General features: G+C 62.4%; 10 protein-coding genes. 6 read left to right on the top strand and 4 right to left on the bottom strand.

Annotated features, from left to right (window positions below; all coding sequences use genetic code 11):
- Positions 1-313: 313 nt before the first annotated feature.
- Together GL284_RS07540 and GL284_RS07535 are read right to left on the bottom strand one after the other, a co-directional pair.
- Positions 314-2,062, bottom strand: a complete 1,749-nt coding sequence (locus GL284_RS07540; protein ID WP_230382934.1) for an FAD-binding protein — start codon at positions 2,060-2,062, stop codon at positions 314-316.
- A gap of 29 nt (positions 2,063-2,091) precedes the next feature.
- Complete coding sequence (locus GL284_RS07535; protein ID WP_155043977.1) at positions 2,092-2,907, bottom strand: shikimate dehydrogenase family protein; 816 nt, start codon at positions 2,905-2,907, stop codon at positions 2,092-2,094.
- 173 nt (positions 2,908-3,080) lie between these two features.
- Between GL284_RS07535 and GL284_RS07530 the strand changes: the two genes are divergently transcribed.
- From GL284_RS07530 to GL284_RS07505, 6 genes are all read left to right on the top strand, one after another.
- Complete coding sequence (locus GL284_RS07530; RefSeq protein ID WP_155043976.1) at positions 3,081-4,178, top strand: Gfo/Idh/MocA family protein; 1,098 nt, start codon at positions 3,081-3,083, stop codon at positions 4,176-4,178.
- Complete coding sequence (locus GL284_RS07525; RefSeq protein WP_155043975.1) at positions 4,175-5,002, top strand: IclR family transcriptional regulator; 828 nt, start codon at positions 4,175-4,177, stop codon at positions 5,000-5,002. Before GL284_RS07530 ends, GL284_RS07525 begins: the two co-directional genes overlap by 4 nt.
- 35 nt (positions 5,003-5,037) lie before the next feature.
- The gene (locus GL284_RS07520; RefSeq protein WP_155043974.1) at positions 5,038-6,771 is read left to right on the top strand and encodes an FAD-dependent oxidoreductase; all 1,734 of its coding nucleotides are present in this window, start codon (positions 5,038-5,040) and stop codon (positions 6,769-6,771) included.
- Positions 6,768-7,379, top strand: a complete 612-nt coding sequence (locus tag GL284_RS07515) for an NIPSNAP family protein (RefSeq protein ID WP_155043973.1) — start codon at positions 6,768-6,770, stop codon at positions 7,377-7,379. The genes GL284_RS07520 and GL284_RS07515 overlap by 4 nt, the downstream gene beginning before the upstream one ends.
- A 7-nt stretch (positions 7,380-7,386) precedes the next feature.
- A complete protein-coding gene (locus GL284_RS07510; protein ID WP_155043972.1) occupies positions 7,387-8,217 on the top strand; it encodes a sugar phosphate isomerase/epimerase family protein in 831 nt (276 codons plus the stop codon).
- 153 nt (positions 8,218-8,370) lie between these two features.
- Positions 8,371-10,356 carry a calcium-binding protein gene (locus tag GL284_RS07505; protein ID WP_155043971.1) on the top strand — a complete coding sequence of 662 codons (1,986 nt, stop codon included), beginning with the start codon at positions 8,371-8,373 and terminating at the stop codon, positions 10,354-10,356.
- Between the two features lie 12 nt (positions 10,357-10,368).
- Here the strand turns inward: GL284_RS07505 and GL284_RS07500 are convergent, their stop codons facing one another.
- Complete coding sequence (locus GL284_RS07500) at positions 10,369-13,278, bottom strand: calcium-binding protein (protein ID WP_155043970.1); 2,910 nt, start codon at positions 13,276-13,278, stop codon at positions 10,369-10,371.
- 249 nt (positions 13,279-13,527) lie between these two features.
- Positions 13,528-18,072 carry a polysaccharide pyruvyl transferase family protein gene (locus GL284_RS07495; protein WP_155043969.1) on the bottom strand — a complete coding sequence of 1,515 codons (4,545 nt, stop codon included), beginning with the start codon at positions 18,070-18,072 and terminating at the stop codon, positions 13,528-13,530.
- Positions 18,073-18,488 lie beyond the last annotated feature (416 nt).

The following is an 18,488-nucleotide window of genomic DNA, read 5'->3' as shown; positions in this document are numbered from 1 at the left end:
CGATGATCGCCGTCTGCGGATTGGACGAGGGGAAAAACACCTGCGGAAACACAAGCGCCGCAGCCGTCGCATAGATGAAAAAGTCGTAATACTCCAGCGCAGACCCAACCCAGGCACTCGCCGCAGCCTTCTTTGATTGCCCTCTGTCGTGCAGATGTGTCGATGCAGTCATGGATATCCTCCCAAAGGGTCAGCGGCACCGTCTTTTCTGTGCGGTCCCGGACATTTCGCCCGACGCGGTGACCAGCGGCAGGCAGCGTTTCAGATCAGTCGGATCGGCGGGGACGGGCCGCGCCCCCGCGCAGGCGGATTGTCAGACGGCGGGCGCGTCCTGCCGCGGCACGGTCGCGGACGCCGGGTCGGCGGTGCTGGCTGACGCGGCTGTGCTGGCCGACAGGTGGTCGGCGATCCGCCAGCCAAAGACCATGGCGGGGCCGATGGTCGTGCCCGGTCCGGGATAGGTGCCGCAAAAGATCGACGCGGCATCGTTGCCGCAGGCGTAAAGCCCGCCGATGGGCTGGCCTTCGGCGTCCAGCACCTGTCCGTTCGCATCGCAACTCAGCCCGCCGCTGCCCGCCAGATCGACCGGAACCACTTTCAGCGCATAGAAGGGCGGCTTGCCGATGGGGCCAAGGCAGGGATTGTCGCCGGGGGCTGCGGCATCGCCGTTGAAGCGGTTCATCACCGAACTGCCGCGCCCGAATTCGCTGTCGGTTCCCGTGGCCAGATCGGCATTGGTCTGCTTGACGCTGGCGGTCAATCCGGCGGCATCGACGCCGATCCGGTGCGCCAGCCCCTTCAGATCCACGGCCTTGTGCAGATAGCCCTGCCGCAGCAGCCGCGCCAGGCCACGCCCGCCCGGCAGCACCAGCCCAAGGCCGTAGCGGTGGATGAAATCGTCATCGACGATCAGCCATGCCTCGGACAGGCCCGCCCGCACCATGCCCATGCAGAAATCATGATAGCTGTCGGATTCGTTGACGAAGCGACGGCCATCCGCGCCCACGGCGATCAGGCCGGGCTTGGCGCGGTCCAGCAGGATATGCGGCCAGACGCCTTTCGACCCATCGGCGCGCTGCAGCACCGAACAGGGCATCCACAGCGCGGCACTGTCGCCGCCCGCGTCCAGCCCTGCGCCCAGCCGGGTGGTGGCCAGCGCGATCCCGTCGCCGGTATTGCCTTCGGGCGCCTGCGAAAAGGCAGCGATCTGCGGCGCGAACAGCCGCTTGCGCAGGTCGCTGTTCCAGCCGATGCCGCCCGTCGCCAAGACCACGCCACGCCGGGCACGGATGCGGCGCGGCCCTTCGGGCGTCTGGATCACCGCGCCCACCACGCTGTCGCCATCGCGCAGAAAATCGGTCAGCCCGGCCTCGAACCAGACCGGGACATGGCGCTGCCGCAGGCTGTAGAACAGCCGCGCCACCAGCGCATTGCCCATCAGAAGCCGCGTGCCGCGCCGATGCCGCAGGCGGTCGCGTCCATAGCGGAACAGGATCTTCGTGGCGCTGCGAAAATTGGCAACGCTGGAGAGCGGGTTCAGCAGGCTGCCCAGCTCGGCCCGGCCCACCATCATCCCGCCCAACCCCATGAACACGTCGCGGGGCGGGCGGATGCGGTTGAAATCCGCGCCCAGCTTGCGCCCGTCGAATTCCACCGGACCCAAGGCGCGCCCGCCATAGGCCGCGCCCGGCCCGTCCAGATAATCGGGATGCGCGGCGGCGGCGGCAAAGCGGACCTCGCTTTGTGCCTCAAGTTCGGCAATGGCCTGCGGGGCCGAGGCCAGAAACGCCGCGCGCAGATCGTCCTTGCCGCGATTGCCGACGACATGGCGCAGGAATGCGGCGGCGTCCTCGGTCTGATCGGGGATGCCTGCCTGATGACTGTTGCGGTTGCCCGGGATCCATGTCGTGCCGCCCGAGGTGGCGGTCGTGCCGCCCACCATCGCGGTCTTTTCGCATACCAGCACCGACATGCCCCGGATCGCACCCGCCAGCGCCGCCGTCATCCCGCCCGCGCCCGCCCCCACGACCAGAAGATCGACTTCCGTATCAAACTCTGTCATCGCCATCCCCCCAAAGCCTTGCCCGGCCTTTAGTCCAGCGCCGCCTTGCGCACGCCCATCAGCAATTCGGCCAGCAGGACCGCCTGCGCCTCGAACATCGCGCTGCCGGGCATGGTGCCGCAGCCTTTCGCGCGGGCGGCGGCCATCAGCGGCGGCACGGCGGGGCGCGTCACCACATCGGCGACGAACTGGCCAGGCTCCAGCAGATCCACCTGCACGGGCAGGGGGTCGGTTTCGCGCATCCCCAGGGGCGTGGCGTTGGCGACCAGCGCAAAGCCGCGCGGATCGTCGCTGCCGACGCGCACGCGGCCGGGGAAAATGGCGTTCAGCCGGGCGATCAGCCCATCGCGGCGCCCCGCGTCGATATCGTGCAGCGCCAGTTCCGAGGCGCCGCGCGCCAGAATCTCATAGGCGATGGCCGATCCCGCGCCGCCGCCGCCGACCAGCAGGGCAGGCTTGCCCGCGACATCGAAATTCTGCGCATTCACGCCATCCATGAAGCCCTGACCGTCGGTCGCATCCCCCACCCAGCCGGTCTCATCGCGCAGCAGGATGTTCACCGCGCCCGAGGTCTGCGCCCGCGCGGTGACGCGGCTGCAGATCTGCATGCTGGCGACCTTGTGCGGCACGGTCACCACGATCCCGCGGCAGTTCTGCACCGCCGCCGCGTGCTGAAGCCATCCATCCAGATCCTGTGGCAGCACATGGACCGGCACGACCATGCCGTTATAGCCGCGTTCCGCCATGATCTGGCTTAGCGAGGCAGGGGATTTCACCTGCCCGATGGGATGCCCGATAATGGGAAATACAAGCGTTTCGCCGTCGATCCGCAGATGAGCGTTCATATCTGGTCTTCCCCCCTCATAACGCGCAGCCCCCATGCCCATCACCCGCCACAGCGGTGATGCCGCATCCTGCCCATGCTGCTCAGATCATATTATTGAATTCGATTCAACATTAAAATTGACTTCAATAAACCGGGCTGATCTTTTAGAGAGGGACAGAGGAGGACAGGCGCATGACGACATCCGTGGCAATGGCAGTGGTGGGTGCGGGGGCAATTGGCCGCACGCATATTCAGACCTTGGCCGACGCGCCCGAAGCGCATCTGGCCGCGCTTGTCGATCCGGCCCCCGGCGGGCTGGCGCTGGCGCAGTCGCTGGGCGTGCCCTGCCTGCCGGATGTCGGGGCGTTGATCGATGCGGGGCTGGTGCAGGCCGCGATCGTCGCCACTCCGAATGAGACGCATTTCCCGGTCGCGCAGGCGCTGCTGCGGGCCGGGCTGCCGGTGCTGCTGGAAAAGCCCGTCGCGGAAAGCCTTGATGCGGCGCTGCGGTTGATCGCTGTGGCCGATGACACCGGCGTGCCGCTGCTGATCGGGCATCACCGCCGCCACAATCCCATCATCCGCACCGCGCATGACCAGATCCGCAATGGCGCGCTTGGCGATCTTGTCATGGCCTCGGTCACGGCATCCTTGGCCAAACCGCCGGATTATTTTCAGGCGGACTGGCGGCGCAGCGCCGGGTCGGGCGGACCGCTGCTGATCAACCTTGTGCATGAAATCGACCTGCTGCGACATTTCTTTGGTGAGATCGACAGCGTGCAGGCCATTGCCAGCAATGCCCGGCGCGGCTTTCCGGTCGAGGATACGGCCGCGGTCTGCCTGAGCTTCAGGAATGGCGGTCTGGCGACGCTGTGCATCTCGGATGCGGCGGTCGGGCCTTGGGCATGGGATCTGACGGCGGGGGAAAACATGGCGCGGTTCCCGGCTCATCCGGTCAGCGCGCATCATTATGCGGGCAGCGCGGGCGGGCTTTCGCTGCCGGATCTGACGCTGTGGCGCAGCGACGGCGCGCCGGACTGGACGCGCGAGCTGCGCCGTCAACGGCTGGAACTCGCCGCCGCCGACCCCTATCGTCGGCAGTTGTCGCATTTCGTCGATCTGACGCGCCAGGGCGGCACGCCGCTGGTCAGCGCGCGCGATGCCACCGCCAACCTGATCGTGCTGGATTGCATCCGCGAGGCCGCGCGGCTGGGGCAACGCGTCACGGTTGACCTTTCACCGCTAAGCTTTGATCGTGAGCCCGCCTTAACCAGCGGAACAGGAACATGAGCAGCGTTCTGGAAAAATCACTCGCCATCGTCGAACTTCTGGTCGAACATCCGGTCGGCCTGCCCGTGACGACGATCGCGGCCATGACCCATCAGCCCGCCAGCGGCGTGCATCGCACCTTGCAGGAACTGACCCGTCTGGGCTTCGTCCGGCAGGTCCATGCGGGCGGAGATTACGCGCTGACCATCAAGCTGCCCGCCATGGGTCTGGGTTTCATGGGCCGGGCGGGCATCACCGATGTCTCGCAGCCGGTGCTGGATCAGCTGGCCGCCGACAGTGGCGAGCTGGTGCGCCTGTCGGTGGTGGACGATACGCGGTTGATCTGGGTGGCCGTGGCGCAGGGTGCGACGCGCGGTCTGCGCTATGATCCCGGGCAGGAACAGGGGGTCATCGTCCATTTGGCCAGCACGGCGGGCGGCATGGCGTGGCTGTCCAGCATGTCGGACGAAGAGGCTCTGGCCTTGGTCAGCGCGCAGGGGCTGGTGCGGGTCAGCGACAATACCGGCCCGAACGCGCCGGGCAGCATTACGCTGTTGCTGGAGCGGCTGGCTCAGGCACGGGCGCGGGGCTATGCCATGGCGGTCGACGGCTATATCGCCGGGATGGCCGCGATGGCGGTGCCCGTGCGCTATCACGATGGCCCGCAGGTGCTGGGCTGTCTGTCCATCGCCGGTCCCGCCGTCCGCATGACGCCCGCACGGATGCAGGAACTGTCCCCCGCGCTGCATGCCGCGGCGCAAGAGCTGGGGGCCGGTGCGGCCGGAACCCGATATTTTCAATCGAATGTCCGCGCGCTGGAGCATGAGACCCGCGCCAGCGCCTAGGCGCAGGACGCGCAGCGCCGTCAGGCAAGGAAGCTATGGAAAAGCCAAACCAACACGCTTTGGCGTGCGATGTTCTTGTTGTCGGCTCGGGGGCCTCGGGGCTGGCTGCGGCGGTGACGGCGGCGCATTTCGGGCTGCGCGTGATCGTGGCGGAAAAGGCCCCGGTCTTTGGCGGGACGACAGCATGGTCCGGTGGCTGGCTGTGGATCCCGCACAACCCCTTGGCCGTTCAGGCCGGCATCACCGAGCCGCCGGAACTGCCCCGCCGCTATCTGGCAGCGGAACTGGGCAATCGCGCCAATGATCCAAGGCTTGACGCCTTTCTGCAAAACTGCCCCGAGATGGTCGGCTTCTTTCAGGATCACACGGAGATGCGCTGGATCGACGGCAACCGTGTCCCGGATTTTCACGACAGTGACGGGGCGGGCAAGGGCGGGCGCTCGGTTTCGGTGGCACCTTATGACGGCGGCAAGCTGGGCGCGTGGCTGGACCGGCTGCGCCCGCCGCTGGATATCGTCAGCCTGTGGGGCATGGGCATCGCCGCCGGTCCCGATATCGGCAATTTCTTCAATGCCACGCGCAAGCCGCGCGCCGCCGTCTATACCGTCAGGCGCATCATGCGTCATCTGCGCGATCTGGCGCTGCATGGGCGCGGGCGGCATCTGGTCAGCGGCAATGCGCTGGTGGCGCGGCTGATGCGCTCGGCGCTGGACAAGGGCGTGACGCTGATGCCCGAGGCCCCGGTGCAGGGGCTGCTGGTCACCGATGGCCGCGTCACGGGCGCGACCGTGTTTTGCGCCGATGGCCCGGTCCAGATCCATGCCGCGCGCGGCGTCGTGCTGGCCAGCGGAGGCTTTCCGCACGATCCCGCGCGCCTTCAGGCGCTGGCCTCCTTGGCCGGGGGGGGCGGCGGGCATCGTTCGGCCGCGCCACGCGACAATAGCGGCGACGGGTTGCGCATGGCCGAGGCGGCGGGGGCCGAGATTGCGGATGATCTGGCCAGCAATGTGGCGCTGGCGCCGGTCTCGCTGGTGCCGAAACCGGACGGCAGCAAGGCGAATTTCCCGCATCTGATCGACCGCGCAAAGCCCGGCATCATCGCAGTGACGCTGCAGGGCCGGCGTTTTGTCAATGAGGCGAACAGCTATTACGATTTCATGCAGGCGCTGATCGCGGTTACGCCGCTGGGGCAGCAACCCGGCTGCTGGCTGATCGCCGATCACACCGCGCAGCGCCGCTGGGGTCTGGGCTGGGCCAAACCCTTTCCGTTTCCGCTGCGCGGTGCCTTGCGGTCGGGCTATCTGAAACGCGGACGCACGCTGCAGGATCTGGCGGGCGAATGCGGCATTCCCGCCGAGGCGCTGGCGCAGACCGTCGCCCAGTTCAACGCGGGCGCCGAACAGGGGCGCGACCCCGACTTCCGGCGTGGCGAAAGCCTTTACAACCGCGTTCAGGGCGATGCGCTGCACGCGCCGAACCCGTCGCTGGCGCCGCTGGCGCGCGGGCCGTTTTACGCCGTGCGGATCTTTCCCGGATCGCTTGGCACCTTTGCGGGCGCGCGCACCGACGCCGCTGCCCGCGTTCTGGACACCCAAGGCCAGCCGATCCCCGGTCTGCTGGCGGTGGGCAATGACATGGCCTCGGTCATGGGGGGGCATTACCCGGCAGGCGGCATCACGCTTGGGCCCGGCATGACCTTTGGATATATCGCCGGCCGCGTTCTGGCCGGACAGCCCGTTACCGGGCTTTCACAGGAGAAACTGTCATGAGCTATTACGAACTTGCCACGCTGGACACCGTGATCTTTGGCGCGGGAAAGGCCGCGCCGGGGATCGAGGCATGGGTCGCCGCAGGCGAGGGCCGGCTGTGCGGCGCATGGGGCACCGATATCGGCACGCTGAACCGCGTCTTCGTGCTGCGCGCCTTTGACGATCCCGCGCAGATGTATGCCGAACGCGAACGCGCCTTGCGCAGCGATGATCCGTTCGGCTGCACCCAGCATCTGGTCGGGCTGTCGATGGAAAGCTATCGCGCGCTGGACTTCCTGCCCGCCGTTGAGCCCGGCACCTTTGGCCCGGTCTATGAGTTCCGCACCTATCGCACCAAGATCAACGGCATCATGCCGACCATGCAGAAATGGCGCGACGCCATCCCTGAGCGTGAGACCTATTCCAAGCTGTCCGTCGCCATGTATGGGCTGGACGGGGTGCCGCGCCTGACGCAGATCTGGCCCTATGCCGATCTGGCCAGCCGCAGCAAGGCCCGCGCGCAATCTGTCGCGGATGGCAAATGGCCGCCGAAGGGTGGGCCGGACTGGCTGTCGCCCGACATGACCAGCCAGATCGCCATGCCGCTGCCGTTTTCCCCGATGAAATGAGCATATGATGCGTCATCCCATCTCACTTGCGTTTCTGACCACCTTCGACGTTGGCCCGGTCGAGGCCGTCCGCATCGCCGCGGCCACCGGCTATCAAAGCGTCGGCCTGCGGCTGCTGCCCGCCGCGCCGGGGACCGAGCCTGCCTATCCGCTGCTGGACGATCCCGCGACGCTGCGCGAGGTTCTGGCAGCCATGGCCGATACCGGCATCCATGTCGGCGATGTCGAAATCATCCGGCTGAAGCCCGAAAACGACTGGGACCAGTTCGCCCGGTTCTGCGCCCGTGCGCAGCTTCTGGGCGCGCGGCACGTTCTGGTCGCGGGCGACGACCCCGATCCGCAGCGGCTGACAGCCAGCTTTGCGCGCTTCTGTGATCTGGCCGCGCCCTGCGGTCTGACGGCGGATCTGGAGTTCATGCCCTGGACCGCCGTGCCCGATCTGAACGCGGCATTGGCCATCGTCGAGGCGGTGGACAAACCGAATGGCGGGGTTCTGGTCGATGCGCTGCATTATGACCGCTCGGCCACCACGCTGGAACAGATCGCGGCGCTGCCGCGCCAGCGGATGAACTATGTCCAGTTCTGCGATGGTCCCGTGCCCTATGATCCCAGCGACGAGGGGCTGATCCGCATTGCGCGCGGCGAACGTCTGCTGCCGGGCGAAGGCGGCATCGATCTGCTGGGGCTGGCGCAGATCCTGCCCGAAGGCGTGCCGGTCAGCGTCGAGATCCCGCATCGCGCCTTGGCCCAGACCATGCCGCCGCAAGACCGCGCCGCCCGCGCCTATCAGGCGACGCGGCTGCTGCTTGAAAAGGCATGGACGCCCGCGCAGGCCTGAGCGCAAAACAACATCCGGGGCCCGCACCATGGCCCCGGATGGAAATGCGGGCAACCGCAAGCTGTGTGGCGCGCGGGGTCTTGCGCTTTGGGTGATTGCCGTCGCAGGCTGAGGGCTGCTGTGCTTGCGATCTGACCCAAGGATGACACCCGGATGGAATGTGGCGATCTTGCCTTTGCCTCGGATATGGCGGACTGGCGCGCGGTCTCGTTTGCCACGCGCTATGTCAGCGTGCTGGACCAGCCCCAGCGTCTGACGACGCTGGACGGCCAGCCGCTGCCCGAGGATCTGCGCGGCCATGTCGTGCAGCGCCTGTCCAAGGATGCGGCGCCGCTGGCGCAGTCCCAGCGCCAGCAGCTGCGCCGCCAGCACGATCTGCGCGATCTGGCGGTGCTGAATGCGCCGGACACCGGCGAGCCTGCGCTGGATGCTGCGACCGGCCAGCCGCTGATCGTGGCGCTGAACGGCAAGACCTCCGAGGCGGCGGGCGTCGAAACCATGGTCGGCTGGCGCGCGCCGGTGGGCTTGCAGATCGCTTATGGCGGCAGCGCAGCCGATGTGCTGGACGCGCTGCAAGCCGCATTCCCCGAGGTCAATGTGCTGCGGCTGGATTTCAACGCCAGCACGGCCCGCAGCCCGGCTGCGGCGAATTGGGCGGCCTTTGCCCGTGCCGCAGCCGAGCGCGGCTATCGCCTGATCGTGCAGAATTCGGATGGCGAACTGGCAGGCGGCTTCGTGCGGGACGCGCCGGGCGCGCATATCATGGCGCGCGACCGGCTTGGGCCGATCGACGCCTTGCAGCAGCCCGATGGCCAGTGGAAAATCAATCAGGTGCTGCGCGACTGGCAGGTGATGCTGGACTGGTTCGCCCGGCCGGACAATGCCTTGATCCTTCAGGCGGTCGCGGGGTGGGAGCTGATCAATGAGCCGATGGCCTATGGCAACGGGCCAGAGCCGGGAAAGATCTACAGCCGGCACATCGCCGATCTGATCGGCGCGCTGGATTGGCGCGGCAAGCGGATTCTGGTTGGCGGGCTGGGGGCCTCGGCGCAGTTTGCCGATCTGGACCATGATCTGATCCGTCAGGCCGCCGGTCCCGCGCTGATCTGGTCGGTGCATCTGTATCCGACATGGGTGGTGCCGGGTTATCCCGACCTGTCCGGAACAGCGTTTCGCGACCAGCTGTGCAAGCGCATCGGCAGCCTGCGCGAACCGGGCGATGACATCCTGATTACCGAGACCCAGCTTTACACGCAGACCGGATCGCTCTGGCCCGCAAGCGATGAGAAACGCGCGGTTTCAAGCTTCAACATGGCGCGGGAACTGCCATGGCTGGCGGAACAGGGCATCGGCCTGACATGGTGGCCGCCGACCGGGCGCAAAAGCGAATTGCTGACATGGAACGGCCAGCGCAGCGGCTATAGCGTGGCGCTGGATTCGGCGGCCTTTGCGCATTGGGGCTGGTCGCGATCCGCCGATCCCACGGAAAAGGGCGAGGCATGGGCCACGCCGGGCGCCGATGTGGTGACGGTCCAGCCGGGCGGCGATCCCCGGCAGGACCGCATGACGGATGATCTGGCCAATGCGCATGGGCTGATCTTCGGCATGGCGGGGAATGACAGCCTGCAGGGTCATGATGGCACGGATATGCTGTATGGCGGCGATGACGATGACACCCTGATCGGCGGCGGCGGCGACGACTGGCTGTTCGGCGACCGCGGCAACGACGTGCTGGAGGGCGGCGACGGTCATGATGTGCTGATCGACCACGAAGGGCAGAACCGTCTGTCGGGCGGCGCGGGCGATGACCACCTTGAAGGCAGCGGCGTTCTGGATGCGGGGCAGGGCGCTGACCGGCTGATCGCCATCGGGCAGGGGCCCTTTACCCTGACCGGAGGGCCGGGCGCGGATCTGTTCGTGCCGACCGGGGCGGGCGAGATCACCATCACCGATTTCGCCCCTGCCGAGGATCGGCTGGACTGGTCACTGCTGGGACGGCAATTCCGCTGCGATCTTGATGTGCAGCAGGACGGGCAGGACACGGTGATGTCATGGCGCGAGCTGCGCATCCGTCTGGCAGGTGTCGCCTATGACCCGCAGAAGGATTGTCTGGTGCAACGGGGCAGGCGGGCGAAATGACCGCCGCCCGTCCTACAAGATGAACGAACTTGCCACCAGACCGTTGGAATTCTCGATCAGGATCTCGAAATCGCTGATGCGGTCGCCATTCATATCGGCCGCGATCAGCGTGCCAGCGGCGGTGGCCCTTGCCGCAAGCTCACCCGATCTGCCCGAGAAATCCGCCGCCCCGATATAGCTGAGCGCAGCGTCGCCCTGCGGGTTCATCGCGCTGAGGTCGATCCGGTCGCCCTGCGAATGCTTGAAATAGGTGATGGTGTCGCGAAGCCCCGCGCCGGGCCGGGAATCCGACAGCGCCAGAAACACGAAGACATCCGCTCCGTCACCGCCGCTCAGCAGGTCCGCGCCTGCGCCGCCGGTCAGCCGGTCCCTGCCCGCGCCGCCGATCAGGTAATCGTCGCCCGTGCCGCCGATCAGCGTGTCATTGCCCACGCCGCCGTCCAGCGTATCATTGCCCGTCAGCCCGTCCAGCAGGTTATTGCCGGCGCTGCCGACAAGCATATTGCCCAGCGAGTTGCCCGATCCGGTGCTGTTGCCCGCGGTCAAAGTCAGATTTTCCAGATTGGCCCCCAGCGCATAGCTGATGCTGGAAAACACATGGTCGGTGCCGCCATTGCCCTTTTCCGTCACCGTATCACCCGGATCGTCGACGAAATACACGTCGTCCCCCGCGCCGCCGACCATGACATCATTGCCCTGTCCGCCCGTCAGCGTGTCGTTGCCGCCCGAGCCGATCAACGTGTCATTGCCCGTGCCGCCGTCGATCCAGTCGTGATCGCCGTTTCCGTCGATCCAGTCGTCGCCATCGCCGCCAAAGATCGTCTCATTGCCGAAACCGCCCTGAATGCTGTCGGCATCGTCGCCACCATACATGTAATCATGCCCGGCCCCGCCGAACATGGTGTCGCTGCCGCTGTCGCCGAACATGTGATCGTTGCCATCGCCGCCATCAAGGCTGTCATTACCCGCGCCGCCCCACAAGGTATCGGCATCGGCATTGCCGGTGATCGTATCCGCGCCCGCGCCGCCTTCGATCTGGTCCGCGCCGCCATCGCCCGCCAGCAGATCGTCGCCATCGCCGCCGGCCAGCACATCATTGCCGACGCGACCATAGATCACATCATTCCCCGCGCCGCCGTTCAGCGTATCGTCCGAGGTGCTGCCATACACGGTGTCGTCTCCGCCAAGGGCGTGGACGCGTGCGCCCGCCCAGGTGAAGCTGTCGCCCTGAATATCGGTATAGCCGACCTGAATAAGCTCGCTCTGCTCGGTCCCCTGAACGATGCCGTCGGGGCGGCGCATGTTCAGAAAGATGCCGGTGCCATTGCTGTATTCGATGATCAGATCATCGGACAGACCGTCGCCATCGGCATCCATGAAAATGCCCAGTTCAAGCAATTCCGCCTCGGACCATTGCCGCCCTTCGATGATCAGGCTGTCGCCCTGATCGAAGCGCAGATCGCTGACCAGATCCGCGCCGCCGCCGGTCAGGATGAAGGTGTCGCGCCCGCGTCCTCCGGTCAGGATGTCGTCGCCCGCGCCGCCGTCCAGCACATCGTCCCCATCACCGCCCATCAGCACGTCATGGCCGCCAAGACCCATCAGCGTATCATTGTCGGCCTGACCGAACAGGTGATCGCGCTCGACCGTGCCCAGCAGCAGATCGTCGCCCGCGCCGCCGTAAAGCATGTTGCGGGCCTGTGCGATGCCGCTGATCGTGTCGTTGCCGCCATGGCCTGTGGCATAGCCCATGCCCAGCAATGGCAGCCGCGTGCCATCATCGGCAAGGACATTGCCCGGCAGCAGCGTGGCCGTGATGTTTTCGGAGGCCGCGTGATCGGGGTCGGAATAGCCCAGCAGAAAGGCGTTCATGCCCAAGGCATAGATATCGGGATGCACATAATTGATGTGCCGTCCGTTGCCGATATGCACGAATGAGGACGCGCCTGCCTCGGCGGCCGGAAACCAGCTTATGCCAATCCCGACATCGGCAAATGCCTCATAGGCGCGGGCCATCCAGAAGGACATCGCGGTGCTGGGATCCAGATTGGTCTCGGTCAGGAAGATGTTGTCATCGCCCAGAACCGCAAAGCGCCGGGCGATGAAATCCACCAGGCCGTCGATTTCCTGGCCGGCCGACGCGGCCCAGTTGGGATAAAGATGCGCCGACCAGATCAGATCGTCGCCGACTGCCGCGCGGATCTGATCCAACACTGTCGTCTGCAGATCGCTGGAAATCGTCTGCGCAAAAACATCGAACAGCGCCGAGTAAGCCCAGCCGCCCACCATCATCGGCACGTCAAGCCGCGCATCCAGCATCTGCGACAGCGCCGCGATGTGATCGCCATACATCCTGACGAATTCGCCGGTATTTCCAGCAAGCTGTTCGGCGCGGCTATAGGCGGCGGGCTCATTGATGGCCTCAAGCGCGTAGATCGCATCGCGCACGGTTTCGTGATCGTCCAGCCAGTCCAGCATTTTGGTCCAGCCCGATATCATGCGGTCATGCACCTCTCCGCTGAGCCCCTCGCGGATCTGATCCAGACCAAGGCCATCGTTCTGGCCCAGCCGCTGCGCGTCGCCATCGGCGTAGACGAACACAAAATCAAAGCCTTGTTCAGCGGCCGCGACCAGAAATCGGGTGAACATCGGATCCAGCGTCCCGTTCGAGCTGAACGAATATTCGTTGAACGGGATCCGGATCGTGGTGATATCGGGCAGGCTTTGACGCAGCAGTTGGGCGTATTCCTCGGGCTTGTTTTCCATGCCCATGGGCCGGGTCTGAAAATCGGACTGCCACAGATAGTATTTGTCATCTGACGCCAGATTGCTTTCGTAAGTCCCGGCAGCCTTGTCGGCCTGAATTTGCTTTTCGGCCACGACCTGCAAATTTATCATGCGAATTTCGGTGGTTGCAGACATGCCAATCTCCTGTCGGTTACGGAACTGCGATTTCTGTAACCGGAAGAATCTGAACCACTCGGTTCAGCATAGAGCACAACCACAGGTTATCTCAATTGCTCAAATGCAGCTTATTGGCTAAATTTTTATTATCCCCGTGATGGTCGGCTGAACCGACCTGATGATCCGATACGAAAAGGCGCCCGGACCGCAACGCGGGGGCGCCTTGTTTTGATATAAGGACTCAGGCTGCTCAGGCCGGGGGTGGTATCAGCTGCGCGGCCTAATCATTGCGCGCGTCAAGACCATGATCTGCCTCGGGATATTTGGCCAGAGCGCGCTCAACAATTCAACCGAGATCGTGCCATTCTTCACCAAACGGTTAAACAGCGTCAGTGCGGCCCGCGTTGCCTGAATCTCGGTGTCATGGCCGGGAATATTGCTCGGATTGTTCAGCAATTTGAACGCATCGGCATCGACAGACGCAGATTGCTTGCGCGCGGCTGTCGCACCGGACAGCGACCGCAAGCTGCAGCGCATCTGCCGCATGAATGCGCGGTGGTCGCGGGTGTCGCGCCAGATCTCCAGACTCTTGCGACGGGTGCGATTGCGCAAAACCTGCACGATCATCTCGGCAATCGAGCTGTCGGCCAATATCCGAGACCGGACATGGGGAATTCTGCGCTGTCCTGACACCTCTTCGGTCAACATGCGGAATTTCACGGCATTCTGCTTGTGATTGAAGCCGCCACTTTGTGTCCGCGCCGCGATGTCGGGCGAGACAGGATCAAGGCGCAACTCGCCTGTTTCGATCCCCTCGCGGATGATGTCATCGGCCAGCCGACTGCGCGTCACCACAACGCTGTTGCCCATGCCATCCTTCTTGTATTCAGGCAGCCAAGCATCGCCCAATGAGATATCGGCAAGCTCTGTCATCACATCGGTGCAGAAATCGCAGGCGCGCGATTTGAAAAGGCCGGTCCCCCACATATCCCCGAGCTTTTGCATCCGGATACGATGGTCCCGACCTGCGTCGTCCGTAACACCAAAGGAATAATCACTGGACAGGCTATCGGGTGATTTGATGCGATATTCAGCGTCGCGATAGCCGCCTTTTGCTCCTGCGCTCTGCGCCAGAAAATCTGTGTAGTAACGGCTTTTAAGCCCACCACAGATGATCCCCGCCACAAACGGGATCTTCTGCTTCAACTCGGGATGGTAATGCTGCTTGAGGCGGATCGATTTGACAAAACATGCCACGCCGGAAACGGCGACGCGACCATTGACGCTTTCGATTTCAGAATACAAATTTTCAAGCGTGACAGGATAGTACCTTGTTTTCGAGGTCGTCAGAATATCGTCGCCGCGCCCGAACATGCGGTAAGCATAGCCGCCTTGCGGTGTCCGACCAACGACGAACAGATGATCAACCTTGCCCTTTTCCAGCAGCGTCTTGAAGACATATGTTGCCATGCCGCCAGATGACGAACTGGGGCGATAGGATGGGCTGTATCCGACATAGGTTTGTAAAAATCGCCCCAGCCTCGCATCATACTTATCCGCATCCGGCAAACATCCGAGGGCGATACGATCCTCATCCTTTACGGCGTTGTCTGGCGCAGGATTGAAGGGGCATATCTTGATGATATTTTGCAAAGAGGCGTCGGTCTTTGCGCGCGGTTCAAGAAAACCCTCTGGTGACCATGCCATCTCAAGCGCGCCACTTGCTTCCGAGATACAGCCACCACAGCCCGTGCAATGAACGTTCAACGGATGCTGCTCGGAGCCGGATTGGGCGAACGTATCAACGGCTGCTGCTGAAACGGGCTGTGGAAGATCCGTTTTCGGCGATTTGTTATCCGAGCCGCCCCCGGATGGAGGGGTGTATTTGTCAATTTTCGGAAGTGCATTTTTCAGAAACTGCATCGACTTCTTGCGCAGCTGATCCAGCCGATCATTCACCGAAACCCAATCGATCGGCTGCATGAGCGCGTCGATATCCGCGCCTTCCGAGTCAACGATCAGCCGGTTTTCCAACCCAACCGCGCGAAGCAGGGATTTGAACCTGCCAAGACCACGGGTCGGATTGCCGTAGGCAATAAACGGACGATTGAAAATAATCGAAAATGCAACGCCATGAAAGGAATCCGTGACCACAAATTCTGCGTTGTGAAAACTGGCCAGCCACGCCTCGACCGTCTTGTCACCATCCTTACCCCGCAGCGGATCACCCGCAGAAAACGCCTGACCACTTGTCGTGCGAGGCTTCAACCCCGTCTTCTTCGAGATCCGCGCGATTACATCGACCTTGTCTGGCGTTGCATCCAGAACGTAGGTGAGCATGTAATCGTTTTTTCTACTCGACTGATTTTCATTGAAAAGTTCGGCATAGTCCTGACTTTTCAGCAGCAGCGTTGGATCCAGAACATGCTGCGCTGCCACATCAAACATGTCGCGGCACAGATCGACCGCGCTGTCCTCTCGCACCGAAACGGCGTCGAAATCTTTGAGCAGTTTTGATGCGAGGGCTTTCTCCGAAGGCTTGTATTCGTCATCTTCGGTCCCAAAGGAAGCAGCGTATGAGATTTTCTTTGTATCGATTTGGCTATTGTTCAGAAATCCAAGAAAGAAATCTGACAGAATGCTTCGAGCATATTTCGGCCGCCACACTTGATCGCTGCCGACAATCACCGAACCGAAGTCAAACCTATCGACGATTTCAGCAAGTGCGTGGCTACTATCAAACTGCCGGGATATTGGCGTCAGATATTTTTCGACGAAAAGACGGTTGGGAACGTTTTGACCCAGTCCAATGGTTTCAGAAAATATCGAAGCGTCATTCTTGTCGTCTTCCGACGTGCCTTCTTTCGCTCCGTGCCGCCGATTCAAAAGCACGGGACGATAGCCCAGTTCCCGCAGTTTTCGCATCAAGGCATAGGCCTGAAGATTGCCGCCGTAGTTGCGGTTCATTGGCAGCGTCAAGATCCCAACCTGCGTCGGATCCCCCGGCGCGCGGAGGTCAGGGGGAACATCAGCGACGACCGACGCTATGTCAGGCCTTTCAGTTTGTCCTGATTTTTCCTTTTTTGGTTTTTTTTTGACACTACCGACGGCCACAGGCTGCTCTGCAGGATCAAGCGCCTTTCCAAGCATGTCACGCAAAAGTTTTGCCGCAGACTTTCCGGTGGGTTGGCGCAGTTCAAGCTTGGCCAAAACACGATTTGCTTCGGTGGGTCTATCCAGGTTCAAGACCAGCGCCGAAGGGTTCTGGTTCAGGAATTCCTGCAGGCGCAGCCTGGGATCCGGGATTTTTTTGGCCGAGATGAGGGCCTCGATTTCCGAGGTTGCCTCTTTGCCTTTCAAAGCTTCACGAATGGCAGTCTTGCCGCCTTTCTGGGGCTTGTCAAAATGCTTTGCCTTGGATGCCGCAACGTGAGCCGAGTAACCGGAAACAATGCTGTCGTCATCTCGGGTCAAGATGACAGTGATTTCTTCGTCGATGGGCCAATCTTGCTTCCGTTCTGCGCGGTTGTAGTCGTGGAACCAGCGCACCGTCAGACCGAAATCATCTTCCCGGCTCTGCGCGCGTTTCAGGCTTTCAACAATATGTGTGATTGGCTTTGAACCAAACTTCTTTTCCGGCCAGAATGTTGCGCCATGGTTTCGTGCACGCTTGAAGACCCGGAACGAAAAACTTGACGCATCCGCAAGATTGGCATCCGTGATACTGAGCAGCGTGGAATGCGGAACGTCACCGTCGATCAGACTCTCTTTCTTCAGCGCGGGTGACATTTGCGTCACAAGCTCACGAGACGTGGCGATGTCTTCGGGCTGCAGGTCACCATTCGTGCTTTTTTGCAGAATGCTTCTTAGCTTCTGAACGTCGGGATTGGCAAGTATTTTTCCAAGCCTTTCAAGCCGTCCCGCGACGGCTTTCCGATGCAATTCGGACAAGACCGGATCTGCAAACAACCTGTCGCGTTCTTTGGAAAATCCAGACACGTTATCGGCGACGACAAGGTCCGAGACCTCGTTGATATCGCCGTTTCGCCAATAGTCGATCCCGTGCCTGTTTGAATTCATAAGCCCGTCGCCTCTGAATATCTTTAACAGATATTCATCGAGACTTTTGATCATGAAATGCGCGACCTCGGCATGGTCGCGATGTATTTTCTGGCGACCGCCATTCCATGTCAGGCGGGCTTGATCTATCGACTTGCCGCCAGCATCCACCCATTTTGCATCTTCAGGTTCTGTGGATCTGTCGGCTTTTTTCACGAACTTGGGAAAATGTATCGCAAGCCGAACATCATCTGAATTGCGAAACAAGGTCTTTACCCCGACCTTGGGCAGTTCCGACGTATCCATGGATTGCGTGAAACGTTCGATAACCGGAACATCTTTGAAATTCATGTTCTGTGATGACCCGAAAAGCCGCCATGGGATCACCATCATCCCGGCGGATTTCTTGTCCATCATTGTGAGAAGAACATGCAGCTTATGCGGCGGCTTTTTGACGACAAGAAATTCATCCGCGTCCAGAACCATGACGAAATCGGCGGTTTTGACCTCGGGTGCGATATTTGCGATTTTCAGCGCAGAGGAATGCGGCTTTGCGCCCAGCTCGACTTTGTTTTCGTAATATGTGATCGCATTCAGCTCTTGCAGGCGCACCAGCATTTCGTGCGTTCCGTCGCTGCAATCATTGGCAAGAACGACGATACGGTCAAAGCCAAGAGCGCGATGATATGCGACCCATTCGATGATATAGGGCGCTTCATCTTTCATGGACGTCACGACGGCGGAAATCGGCATGAAGCAATAACTCCAGAGATTACACGGCAAGGGTTCATGACCCCGCGATTCGCGCGTCAGGGTCGCACTTCGATCACTAAGATCAATAGTTAACGATTTCTTATAGTTACGTTAATCAGTGTTAACAGATTACAGGGGCCACAGTCACGGTGCAAGGTGGTGGTTGGCGCTGACGGGAACCGGTAATAAGTTGGCCGGAACGCCTGCCTTGTCGGACGCAGCGAGCGTAAGAGCCGCGCATTTCAGTAATTTGACATAACTCGTATTATTCAATCATCCACGCGCCTCTAAGGGCGCAGATGTAGCTTTCATTGAGATGGCGCGGACTCGCACCTCTGTGGTCAGGGTCTTTGTCGCTGAAACACAAGGCCCCAACCACAGACCGCCCACTTGCCCGCAAACCGAAAACCTGCGCG

The organism is Paracoccus shanxieyensis (genome assembly GCF_009711265.1).
Taxonomy (GTDB): domain Bacteria; phylum Pseudomonadota; class Alphaproteobacteria; order Rhodobacterales; family Rhodobacteraceae; genus Paracoccus; species Paracoccus shanxieyensis.
The sequence above is the reverse complement of the archived record's forward strand: the minus strand, read 5'-3'. Positions and strand labels throughout refer to the sequence as shown.